Origin of the sequence: Labrys neptuniae (assembly GCF_040797145.1) — a bacterium.
In the GTDB taxonomy this organism is placed as follows: Bacteria; Pseudomonadota; Alphaproteobacteria; order Rhizobiales; family Labraceae; genus Labrys; species Labrys neptuniae.
In genome coordinates this window covers 27,062-39,336 of sequence record NZ_JBFNQD010000020.1, presented here as the reverse complement: position 1 = coordinate 39,336, position 12,275 = coordinate 27,062, and the positions used below count along the sequence as shown (strand labels likewise).

The window sequence follows — 12,275 nt, the reverse complement described above, 5'->3', positions numbered from 1 at the left end:
CCATCACTAAGCGTAAGATCGCTCGCCAAATCCTATATAGTTCAAAACATCCGAACGGAAGCGCTACGACAAGTTTCCGTCGACCTAAACCCAGGCGAGCTTTCGTTGATCAGCGGTCCATCTGGCTGCGGGAAAAGCACGCTTCTGTCGGTTATGAGCGGCTTGTCACTGCCGGATCACGGCAATGTACGGGCACTCGGCATCGAACTCGGCGCCTTGGGCGACGAGGCGCGCGCCGCGTTCCGATTGGCCCATTGCGGCTTCGTTTTTCAAGGTTTCAACTTGTTTCCAGCACTCAACGCGCTCGAACAGGTCCAGATCGTGCTCGACTACCAGAAAGTTCCGCAAGCGGAGGCGGTATGGCGCTCTCGGGCCGCGCTCGATCTCGTCGGGCTAGGGCACCGACGGCATTTGCGCCCGGCGGAACTATCCGGCGGCGAGAAGCAGCGTGTCGCCATCGCTCGCGCGTTGGTGAAGCAGCCGCAATTGCTGTTCGCAGACGAACCGACGAGTGCTCTCGACAGCGAGAATGGCGCCGCAGTCACCTCCCTGCTGCGCGACATCGCTCATTCCAGTGGTGCCATCGTCGTATGCGTATCCCATGACCCGCGCCTGATTGCGCGGGCCGATCGTGTCCTGGAGATGGAGGACGGCTGTTTGCGCAAGGACAGTCGAACCCGTTCCAGCCCCTGTGCAGAGAGATGCCACACATGAAGTTTTCACGCGCCGCCGCGGCGATGTCGTCAATCCTGGCGTTGTCCTTCACCGTGATCGCTGGTGTGCTCGTCACCAGCAATGACGGTCAGGCCGACGTCGACGCCCAGAAATCCCCGCTATCCCCGATCGTGGCGGCAGCTCGCGGGCGCGTCGAGGTTGAAGGTGGGCTCGCACGTGTGCTGGCCGTTAGGGACGGGATCGTCACCAGGGTATTCGTCGGTGAGGGAGACCCCGTCAAGAGCGGCCAGCTTCTGGCAGAACTTGATCCGCGTGGCGCGGAGTTGGCACTCCAGGCGGCTGAAGCGGTACTTAAGGAGGCTGATGCTCGCCAGTCATCGTTGAGGACGCGTCGCGACGTTCAGCTGCGTCAGCTGCAGCGAATGCGTCGAGCCGCACGGGAGCAAGCCGTGTCGCCGCAGGCGCTGGATGAGACGGAAGCCGCAATGGCAGCACTGATAGGAGAACTACGTGGAGCAGAAGCCGCAGTCGCTCTCGCCGCGGCGAAAGTGGCCAATGCGCGCTACGAACTGGACCAGCGGCAAGTTCGCGCAACCACCTCTGGTCGCATCGCTCGTCGCCTCATCAAGGCAGGCGATGTTGTCTCGGCGACGGCCATGACGGAGATGTTCGTTATCATCCCGGAGACGCCCGTGGTGGTGCACGCCGAGATCCAAGAAAACTTTGTGCGTCGCGTCAAGCCGGGCATGGTCGTCGACATCGTCGCTGAGAACGATGACCGCACAACTACGCCCGGCCGTGTGCTGCGAGTTAGTGCCTTTCTCGACAGCCGCCGCTCCAGCGACGGCGCAACGGAACGCGTTGATGTCAGGGTTGCCGACAGCGTCATACAGATCCAAGCACCCGATATTTTTGTGATCGGGCAACGCGTCTACGTTCGTTTCCACGAGAAATAAAGGCCGCGTAGCGAGACAGCCGTAATGTTCGCTTAATTCCGTGGATCGACGATCCGGCATGATCCTACATCGATCATAGTTCGCGTTACGGATCGACTGGTTGAGTTGAACGAGATCCATTCCTGCTGCCTCGACAGGAGCTCAATATTTATAAGTATAAGACCATCATCGAAACTATACAAGCCCTCACCTGCCTCCAATGATACCGAAGCAAAATCTCAGAGAATCCAAAGTAATGGACAAAAATGAAAGGCTGGATTACCGCAGCCGCATCGCGTTTACCCTCGAAACTGCGAAGCTATGGAATGATCAAGCAAAAACACTCGCATCTCAGCTGGACATCTTAAGAGAAATAGCGCGAGACACCGGAAAACACACGGATTACGACATCTTATCATTTTGCCACTCAATAGTAATTCTCACAAGAAACAAAGTATTGATGAAAGATATTTCATCAATACTAGATCAATATTATACAAATACCCCCATCGAAAGCTCCCCCTGAGGATCACGAAACAGCGGAACGAGACATGGTGTTAAGACTGTCGGCAGAGTTCACAAATGGCAGAAGGTCAACGAGTAAGGCCCTAAATTGCAGCGTACCGACATTCACTGCTACCAGTCCTGCCTCAGAAATTGTTACAAAAGCTCGTCTCATAGGGTCTCACGCACGTTTCTTCGAAAGCAGAAATATCCTAGTTCGAAATTACCTCGAAATTGTGAGGCCTTACCGCTCCACGATTCAAGTCATAACAGATGAGACCCGACATATTCTAAGTGCTTTCATCTTAAGTCGCCAGCTTGCGAATAATTCAGAAAATAGCCCTATAGGTGCCAAAGGCCCCGATATTGTCGCACTCTGCGGTACTCTGGGAGTGGGTGGCAGGAACCAGATAGGAGCGTTGTTAAGACGCCTTAGAAAAAACGGTTACCTAAGCCAAGTTAAGGACAGGAAGGATGGCCGAACAAGACGTATAATCGCCAATCCACTCGTTCTGACGATTTGCCGTCAAATCATCGAGCTATATTCGGTAGAACTCCTTAGATTGGGACACGCATCTTTATCTGATATCTCCAAAATTCGAACATCCGACCTATACATAGGATATATTGCAGAACACCTCAGTAATTACTTTGAAGAACGAGGACCTCTCAGCAATCTATTACCAGGCATTAAGCTCTTTGTGAACCGCCAGACAGGCTATGAAATACTGTTGCAACTCCTCGTTTCAAGTAACACTAGCAAAAGTTCACATAAAAAGAATATACATTTCAATTTTGGTGTCATAGCAGAGCGTTTCTCGGTTTCGAGAACACACGTTCGTCGGCTCATCCGAGATGCAGACGACAATGGATATCTGAACTTACTTATATCTGGAGGGCAAGCGGTAGAGGTTAGCGACAAATTGATTGAAGAGACAAATTTCTTCCTCTGCCTCCAGTTAGCTTTATTCCAAGAAGCCCTCAAGCATGCAAATGATCGTTCCAGTTAGAGAATACCCTATCGGAGCATGGAGCTGACGACATTATTCGTCGCAGTTCCGCATCGGCGGCCCGGTCTTTTAATGGCGAGACGAAGCCGTGTCTTTGAAAGAGCGACATTCACGCTCAGCTTCAATCGCCATGCCGTCCATTCACACGCGCCGAATATAAAATTCCTAAACATATAGCAATCGGGTCTTGCCTCCGACGCGTTAATAGCATGGCACCCCGTTGTCTTAACGAGGAGCAAGCATGACTGTAAAATTGCAACAAAGTGGTTTTGTGGCGAAGTACCCATTATCTCTACGCATTCTGCATTGGATTCGTGCGTTGCTGATATTCGTTCTGCTTGGTTCAGGCTGGTATATGACAGATCTTCCGGAAGACGATGTCGTAACCTTGTCGTTTCTATACCCAACTCATAAGCAGTTTGGTGTTTTAGTTTGGCTGCTGGCGGTGCTGCATCTCGCGCTGCGCTGGCGAAACAGCTCCACCCTCCCACCTACACCTTTCGATCTAGCACCTTGGGAAAAATGGCTTTCGCATTGCATACACCGGCTTATTATTGCGTTCACCTTGCTCGTTCCTCTTTTCGGCTATTGCATGTCGAGTAGCTTCACTCAGAGCGACGGAGTGCCTTTCTTCTTCATTTCGCACCTTCCTGAATTCTTACCTAAGAACGACGATGCGTTTGCTGTTTACCGGGCGCTTCACAAATACTGTGCATACGCCCTGTTAGGTTGCATCGGACTTCATATTGCGGGAGCCTTAAAACATGGTTTGCAAGATAAGGGCGGCGCAACGGATGTGCTTCGACGTATGTTCTAACACCCCACCCTGGCAGATTTTTTTCCCTTGGTTTTAGGGAGCTCCGCCGACCGGTATCGCAACGCTGGCTTCCGGTGAAGTTCCGATCATGGTGGGATTGTGACTGTTCCTGCTGTCCGCCGAAGTGAGAAACAGAGCTGGCTCGCGAAAACTGGACAGGTCGGATAAGTGGAGTTTCTGCCTGAAGGCGGCATGATGGCCGCGACAGGAGAGACCATGACGAGACGACCGCGGCGGAACCACACGCCGGCATTCAAGGCGAAGGTGGCACTGGCAGCCGTAAAGGGCTAGAAGACGCTGGCCGAACTGGCGCAGCAGTTCGATGTCCACCCGACCAGATCACGCAATGGCGCAGCCAGCTTCTTGAAGGGGCTGCCGGCGTCTTCGGTTCCGAGGCGAAGACCGAGGCTGCCGTGCCCGCGGTCGACGTGAAGACGCTGCATGCGAAGATCGGAGAGCTGACGCTGGAGAGTGATTTCTTGTCCGGCGCGCTCGGCAAGGCCGGCCTTCTGAGCGCAAAGCGATGATCGATCGCGATCTGCCACTGAACCGGCAGGCCTGGGTGCTCGGGATCAGTCGGAGCAGCGTCTATTATCTGCCCCGTGCGGTACCGGCCGCCGACCTGACCTTGATGCGCCGGATCGACGAGCTGCATCTGGAATACCCCTTCGCCGGCAGCCGCATGCTGCAAGGCCTCTTGCTGGCGGAAGGTCACGTCACCGGGCGTCTTCACGTCGCCACGCTGATGAAGCGCATGGGGATCGAGGCGCTCTATCGCAGACCGAACACCTCGAAGCCGGCGCCTGGGCACAAGATCTTCCCCTATCTGCTGCGTAAGCTGCCGGTGACGCGGCCCAATCAGGTCTGGGCGATGGACATCACCTACATCCCGATGGCGGGGGGCTTCGTCTATCTCACCGCCGTCGTCGACTGGTTCAGCCGCAAGGTGCTGGCCTGGCGGCTGTCGATCACGATCGCCGCCTCCTCGATTGCCGACAGGACGGAACTGCGTCGCTCCTTGGGACCCATAGCTTCGTCCTCGACCGTATCGCGCGATCGCCACTTCCTTACGGTCTTCTCGTTAAGCCCGTAGCGCCTCGCCAGTTCCGCGGACGAAACTTGCGATCGCTGTAATTCTGCTCGACCGGCGTGCGTGGTCTTGGCGCTCCCGTGTAAAACCTGTCCCATAACGCATCCCTCTCTGACGATCACAAACATACGCCATCACACTCCGGGACTGAAAACCTTATGTGTCTCGCGCCTGCTAGGTTAGTCCCGTCGCCGCTCCCGGCCAGGAGCGGCGACGGGGTAGGATACAGCGCTTAACATCTTATGGCATGACCACGCGCGCTAGCAGGCTGATCCCACCTCTCTTCACCGTCTCGAACAGTTGACGGGGGCCCGTTTGCGGGACCGCGGAGCATAAGGAAGAGAGAGTGACATGATAGCAGCGACGACGGTAATGGGGATAGATGTGTCCCGCGACTGGCTTGATGGGTTCTGCTGTCCCACTGGGCACCGTTTCCGCCTGCCCAACACTTCAGAAGGTCACGCACAGTCGCTCGCACTGATCCAGCGCGTGCCGGGCGTGGTCCAGGTTGGCTTCGAAGCTCCGGCGGACAGGAATGGGCACTCTGGGTCACCCTTACCGCGGCGGGGATCAGAGCCGTGCAGTTGCCTCCGGCCCAGATCAAGGCCTTTGCCCTTTCCCGTGACACACGCGCGAAGACAGATCGGATCGACGCGGAACTCATCGCTGGGTTCATGCTGCTCCGACCGGAAGCTGGACGGGCATTGCCGAGTGGAAACTTGCGCGTTCTCAGAGCTTTGACGACCCGACGGGCTCAGATCGTCGACATGCGCAAGCGACTTGTGGCGCAGATCTCCGCACGCGAGAAGCAGGGTGTGGTGGCAGATGTCGGGGACATGGACATCGACATCGCCCTCAAGACCATGCTGTATGACCAGATCGGGGCTCTCGAGCGCCGGATCGAAAATGCCATTGCTCAAGAAGAATGCCTGGCTGCGAAAGCAAGACTGCTGCGATCCATTCCGGGAGTTGGCCCAATCTCGGCAGCCATGTTGATCGCCGAAATGCCGGAACTCGGTCGTATGACCGCAGGCCAGGCCGCAGCCATGACCGGCCTGGCACCGGTGCCACACGACAGTGGAACAATGCGGGGCCGGAGGATGATTGTCGGAGGACGGCGGGCGCTGCGACATGTTCTGTTCCAGGCTGCGCTCGCTGCCGCGTGCCACAACGCGGGGCTGAGGCCACTCGCCAAACGTCTAAAGGAACGGGGAAGGCCCATAAGCTCGTCATCATCGCAATTGCACGCAAGCTGGTCACAATCGCAAATGCCATCCTTAAAACAGCGACTCCATGGCGCTTAAACCCAGCTACCTAGACACAGTTGCTAGGGGCCGACGGCTCGCGTCTAGAATTCTGCCAAGCAGTTCTAATAGAATTCGGCGAGGGTGAGATGCTTCGCCCGGCCATCACACAGTTGAAGGGTCACCTGTTTTCCAGGTGCATCTGTACTCCATCCGCTGCGTTTCCCATCTGCGTTCCTATTCGCATTCATCAGTGCCCCGTCGACAGCGCAAATTCGATCGCCAGGTTTGAGACCGACCTTGGCAGCGGGCGAGCCGCGCATGACATGCACAATGTGCAACCCATCCGGCTTTAAAATGCCTTGGATTCCGCTCGTAGATTTCTTCTCAACTGATTTTTCGGACGACCGGGGGCCAACTATAATATATCCAGCGCGCGCATCCATAAGAAAATTAAAGTGATGTAATAGATTCACGCCAATCCGCGCTTGATACTTCTCTAAACAAGGACATACAAATGGCAAAAACTCGACTGAAAGACTGCCGATATACATCTTTCCCATCTTGACCCGGTTTATTCGGCCGAAATCGACAATCGTGTCGCCGCCGATGCCTGCGCCTTTGACATCGGTAACGCGGGGCTCGGGGCCCATCAATTCGGGAATAAATAGCGCGCGTACAGCACTATTGTAAGCTCCTGTATCAAGAAATACATCTCTGAAGATCCGATCTCCGATAGAAAATTCTGTAATAAAGTGATTGTAACCAGCTTGAATCCTTAGTGGAATCGGCATTCCTTTAAGGCTTTTGTTTCCACTACGCATTAATCGCAGGCGAGCGTGGTCCCAGTCAACCTCAACGGCAAATTGAGAAAGAATATCCGCTCCGATTATCATCGAGAAAGCATCACCCACTACGCCACGAAGAGGGCTCATGTCTACCACTCCGACCTTTCCCCCGCTCTGCCGGAGGCCGCCGATAGAAAGAGATTTTAGATCGGTCTCATAATAATTGGCTTGCCCCCCCACAGCGCCAATGTAACCGCGACTTTCTATTGTAAATCCGAATTTTCTAGCCAATTCAATATCAACTAGTGTTTTAGCGGCGCCTGTATCAAACAAGGCTTGCACGGACTTACTATTAATCTGAACATTCACAACTATGAAAGGTCGACCATTATCAATAAGCGGCACCCACATCTCATTATCAAGACCCAGGTCTTGCGATACCGCATCGGAAGCAAAGCTTTCTTTTACAAAAAAATTAATATTTACTGTTATAATTAGAACCAAAATGCATATAAAATTCAGATTTTTGTTAATATCTCTATAAATAAATTTGTAAATACTGTGATATTTGAAAAAAATCACAAAACACACCCTCCACCTTTCATTTACCACCCCCCTCAAACTTGGCAAGCTTAATCCTAATTAAGAGCGCAGGCGTCATCAGTTTATTATTCAATTTTACATAAGAACATAGAAATTATTACATAAATTTAAGTAAAAAATATCAATATACAAATATATATCATTTACTGCATTATATTAATATTAATATAAATATACAATTTAATTAATACTTTTACTTATTGCATCAATAACGTAATTTACCAGCATATAGCACGTTGTAATTTTCTTTTTACGGTACACTCAGCGGTCTCAGACAAGTATTCCAGAGGATTTTTACCACAGTCCTCGTAACTCATTTGATCGAATGGACGTCCAGATGAATATCCGTTGCGCTGACATACTAGCTTCGCCAAGTCACGACAATCGAAGGAGTTGTTCGCGTTCGAGCCGCATTCTGCATCATCAGGGGAGACTTGGATGACGGTCGCTCCTGCCGCGCCACGTATGACTTCTCCTAAGCCATCCCATAACTGCCCCGGCCAGGCGCGAGTTTGGTGCGCCTTTGCCGATGATACACTACAAACAACAATAAAACAAAGTATAGTTGCAATTATGCGTGATCGATTCATTGACAAACATTCCATATCGGAAACTTAATAATGCTTGTCACGCAAGCCCTCTCTTCGAGTTTATTCCGAAGAATTGTATAAAGTCAAGCAACAAAGTATATATCTTTTCAAACTTATTTAGATTTATTTGCAAAGATACGAACTCTCGCGAGAGATTTTCATGTCCATTATTGCTCACTGAGAAATCTCCGACGGAGCCACATCCAAGGAATATGAACAGAGGCCTATACGTTTTTGTCGCGATGTGGCTTCTTATTGTCCTAGTGTGGAGTATCAGTGGAGAGATGGCATAGTCACGGTCCAGATTGTCAAAAGCGGCGGCGTGCAAGGCCCCTCCCCGTCGAGTGGCTCATTGCTCGGCCACGTCCTGGCTTGCAGCCCCCGATGCTGATGATCTTGGCACAGGTCTACAAGAATGTGCGTGTCGCCTCGGCGCTGCTGATGAGGGAGAGGTGCCGAGCTCCGGTCACCACCGCCTAGGCGGGCGCGTGCTAGGCCGTCGCAGGTAAGGTGGTCAAAAGACAGGTATGATGCAATGTCTGTTAGGCGGGGCCAGGATAGTCAGGCCCATGGGGAGCGCTGCGAACGCGTTCCAATGATACCCTCCCCCTGTACCTATCATCGTGATCCGAGCCGAACGCGGTTAGGCTGATCGGATCGGGCCAGCCCGCCGGGAACGACCAATCGCCCCCTGTGCTTCGAGCACCTGGGGGGACGCGTGCCCCGGTAGGTTGCCGTGATGGATGCCCTGCGCCGGCGAGACTACCACGCGCTGCGCTGCCTGTGCGGCGTCGCCCCGGTCACCAAGGCTCGGGCAAGATGAAAATCGTCCAGCGGCGGCTAGCGGCTCATCAGCGGCTGGCCAATGCGCCCTACCACTGGTCGCGCGTCGCCGTGCAGCATGATCCGCGCAGCCGCGTGAAGTACACCGCTCTCTGTCACCGCGGCCATGGTCACTCCCGTGCCCTCCGCTCTGTCGCAGACCGCCTGCTCGCCGTCGCCTGCGCCATGTACGAAAGCCAGACGGCCGTCGATCCAACGCTCGCCCGCAAGAGGACCGCAGCCTGCAGCATGCCGGCGAAGGCAGCGAGATGTTTCTGGGGATGTTCACCTCGTCGGTCGCTCGAGGCGTAACAGGCCGCCGCTGGCAGTGTCAGCTTGGCGAAGGCACGGTCATTCCGCACATAAACCAACATTCCCCGGGTCGTATACTTGCCCTTGGCCAGGATGCGGTTGGTGGTGTCGTCGCCACGCGAGCACTCGGCCGCAAGTACATGGCGGTCGATCATGTCGAACACCGGCATGATAGCGAAGGTGCCGTGGCCAACTTATTCGACCAGCACTCATGACGACAAATCGATGGCGCGGACGCTCCGGGCCGGCACCGCCACGATTGCTCACCAAACGCAATAGATGCGGAGCGCAGCTGGTTGTCCGCGCCTCTAAATTGATCTCGCATCAAACCGCTGTGATGTGGTCGGCGGAGATCAACTCCAATGCCCCTGTGGACTCAATCCTCTTGTTCTCTCCCTTAATACTATGCGCTCTTCGCACAGAAATCATTCCCGGCCTCACCGTCAAGACGGTAGGTATCGTAAGTGGGAACAAAACGCTATTTATCCTATAGAACTGAACTGTCTTGGCTTTAGCGAAAACAGTGTCGCAGACCAGTATCTGAGGCGCTACGCAGGCATTCGATTAGGAGATCTTTTGGAAGAGGTGCCTGTGCCCGAGGGCTGTACATCACGAGCAAGATCAAAGGTCCGAACAGGAGTGCAATAGCCAACCAAACGCCAAGGAATGCAGCAAAGGAGGACCAAAGCCGGCGTAGCGTGCGCAGAAGGTGACCTTGCCACCAAGCTCTGCGGGTCTCGAAATTCAATCGCTGGCGCATTATTCATTTTCCTATTTTGGAGCTTGCCGAGAGCTCTATACTTGACCAGCATTTCCCAGATTTGGTGGAGGCTCGCTGGAGGGGCTGCGAGAGCACCTGGTGGTCTGACCGGAAAGAGTCCTGTAGTGGGATTCCGGTACGCCTGGACGCAAACATCGCCAGCGGCAACACGCCGAAGAAGCATTCCTAGCGGGCCGGATCGTACTTCTTTTAGCGGCGAGAGTGGGCAGGAGCGCTCCATGGCCGACGGTGTAAATGGGCTGCCGCACGATGAGACGCATCGCCCTGATTGCCATGCAGTGTCAGGGGATCGCGTGGCCTCTCGGCGAGGAGAAGAGCCCGATCCAGACGCTCGACCCCGCGCGGGACAGCCGGCCGACGAAGTTGGGAGCCCAGCTATATCCTCGACACGTATGTAGTTCACAAGCACCCAGGCTCCGCCGATCGCTCGAACACGATCCGCGCTGGGCGTTCCACTTCATTGCGAGGTCGTCCTCCTGGCTCAATGCTGTCGAGGACTCTTCGCGGCGCCTTCCGCCCTGTGACCGATCTGCGGACCAGCATCAACCGCTTCATCAAAGAACACAACCAAGCTGCCAAGCTCTTTGTATGGCGAGTGGAGCCAGACACGATCATCGTGGTTAGAAACGCGGATTCCGGTCGAGGAAGTCAGACTCTTAGCTTTTTTGGAGTCTGTGGCTGGTCCGTCGAGGGTTGAAACAATGACGGAGTCGGCTAGACAATCAGCGGTTCGACATCCGCCGCGCCCCATAAATAAATCAGGAACTCGCCACCTTCATCAAATCTCCACATAACCACAACACTCCCTCAATCCGCATACCGTACGAGAAATCGGAATCTAAGATGCGTCACGAATAGAAGATTATACGTCGAATTAAAACGAAATAATTTTAATATATAGTTTTTACTATGATACTGCCAAATCTAAATTAATTAAAACCTAGTAATCAAAACTACTCAATGCAAATGGCCATTTCATCACTCCAAAAGCCTAAATCCAAATAAGCTAAGTCAATTTCTCCTACCGGGCGGTCATTATGGCATTTCGATTTAAAACAGCCGCTGACGTTCTTTCTTGCATTCTCTTTCTCGCCAGCCTGATATCCTACGCCGCCGGAAATGATCAGCTAGCATACGTTCTGTCCGTGGGAGCGCTCATCAGTCTGTGGGCCGTCAGAACAACTCGCTAAAAAACTCGCTTTCTCAACTTTCACGATCAAATTTCTGATAAATACGAAATTATATCATTATCTGATCAAGTTAAGTTGACGTTGCACTGATTTAAGAGTTATTTATATTTAATATAAATTAGAAATCGGGATCTATGATATCATTGCTGTAGTAGGAATAACCGGTCAATGGAAAAAATCCCGAGAACAAATTCTGGACGATGCTCGATGAATGCACTGGTTCTAATTGTTGAAGATGAGACTGAAATCGGCGAGATCCTCGATGCTTTTTTAGCGCGTGAGGGATTTCGAACCGTGCGCGCGGAGGATGGCCGTGCGGCGCTGCAATTGCACTTCGCCCTCAAACCGGACCTTGTCCTATTGGATGTGAATCTACCAAGGCTCGACGGATGGGAGGTGCTCGCCGAACTGAGGCGACGTGGAAACACACCCGTCATCATGCTTACCGCGCTTGCTCAAGATATTGACCGGATTCAAGGATTGAGGCTCGGTGCGGACGACTACGTCGTCAAGCCGTTCAACGCCGTAGAGGTAGTGGCACGAGCAAAAGCTGTCCTTAGGCGATCCAGTTTGGGGCACGAGAAAGGCATCCTCCGTGTTAATGAGTTGGAAATCGATCTGGAAAGCTATCAAGTCAGCTTAGTCCACAAAGGCAAGCGGCAAGTCATTCAGCTGACATTAACTGAATTCCGGCTACTGGCGCATATGGCAAAAGCTCCCATGAGGGTTTTTACGCGTGGGGAGTTGGTTGATGCTTGCCTGCCTGGCAGTGATGCTCTTGAACGCACGGTCGACAGCCACATCAGTAATCTGCGCCGCAAGGTCGATGTCACCGGCGCACTTGGAATGCTGTCCATTGTTAGAGGCGTGGGCTACCGGTTAGTGGCAGGTCATAAAACCAAAGACGCATAGAG

The 12,275-nt window shown here is 53.3% G+C and carries 7 protein-coding genes and 3 pseudogenes; 7 read left to right on the top strand and 3 right to left on the bottom strand.

Features of this window, described 5'->3' with window-relative positions; genetic code table 11:
* The first annotated feature begins 36 nt into the window (after window positions 1-36).
* The 5 genes and pseudogenes from ABXS05_RS30840 to ABXS05_RS30820 form a co-directional block, all read left to right on the top strand.
* Window positions 37-714 (top strand): ABC transporter ATP-binding protein, encoded by a 678-nt coding sequence (locus ABXS05_RS30840; protein ID WP_367626585.1) that lies wholly within the window; start codon window positions 37-39, stop codon window positions 712-714.
* Window positions 711-1,631: an HlyD family secretion protein gene (locus ABXS05_RS30835; RefSeq protein ID WP_367626549.1), complete on the top strand. Its 921-nt coding sequence runs from the start codon at window positions 711-713 to the stop codon at window positions 1,629-1,631. The genes ABXS05_RS30840 and ABXS05_RS30835 overlap by 4 nt, the downstream gene beginning before the upstream one ends.
* A gap of 530 nt (window positions 1,632-2,161) precedes the next feature.
* On the top strand, window positions 2,162-3,124 hold the full coding sequence (locus ABXS05_RS30830) for a hypothetical protein (protein WP_367626548.1): 963 nt from the start codon (window positions 2,162-2,164) through the stop codon (window positions 3,122-3,124).
* A gap of 241 nt (window positions 3,125-3,365) precedes the next feature.
* On the top strand, window positions 3,366-3,941 hold the full coding sequence (locus ABXS05_RS30825) for a cytochrome b (protein WP_367626547.1): 576 nt from the start codon (window positions 3,366-3,368) through the stop codon (window positions 3,939-3,941).
* 216 nt (window positions 3,942-4,157) lie between these two features.
* A pseudogene (locus ABXS05_RS30820) lies at window positions 4,158-4,947 on the top strand (IS3 family transposase); the annotation flags it as partial.
* On the opposite strand, the pseudogene ABXS05_RS30815 reads toward ABXS05_RS30820, so the two are convergent.
* Window positions 4,911-5,129 (bottom strand): annotated as a pseudogene (locus ABXS05_RS30815) (IS481 family transposase); the annotation flags it as partial. The pseudogenes ABXS05_RS30820 and ABXS05_RS30815 overlap by 37 nt on opposite strands.
* Before the next feature lie 312 nt (window positions 5,130-5,441).
* On the opposite strand from ABXS05_RS30815, the gene ABXS05_RS30810 reads away from it, so the two are divergent.
* Window positions 5,442-6,335, top strand: coding sequence for a transposase (locus ABXS05_RS30810; RefSeq protein ID WP_367626584.1), 894 nt, complete (start codon window positions 5,442-5,444; stop codon window positions 6,333-6,335).
* A gap of 65 nt (window positions 6,336-6,400) precedes the next feature.
* On the opposite strand, the gene ABXS05_RS30805 is transcribed toward ABXS05_RS30810, so the two are convergent.
* Window positions 6,401-7,645, bottom strand: a complete 1,245-nt coding sequence (locus ABXS05_RS30805) for an aspartyl protease family protein (RefSeq protein WP_367626546.1) — start codon at window positions 7,643-7,645, stop codon at window positions 6,401-6,403.
* A gap of 1,672 nt (window positions 7,646-9,317) precedes the next feature.
* Window positions 9,318-9,584: pseudogene (locus ABXS05_RS30800) on the bottom strand (IS66 family transposase); the annotation flags it as partial.
* Window positions 9,585-11,568: 1,984 nt separating this feature from the next.
* Here ABXS05_RS30800 and ABXS05_RS30795 point away from each other — a divergent pair.
* Complete coding sequence (locus ABXS05_RS30795) at window positions 11,569-12,273, top strand: response regulator (protein ID WP_367626545.1); 705 nt, start codon at window positions 11,569-11,571, stop codon at window positions 12,271-12,273.
* Window positions 12,274-12,275 lie beyond the last annotated feature (2 nt).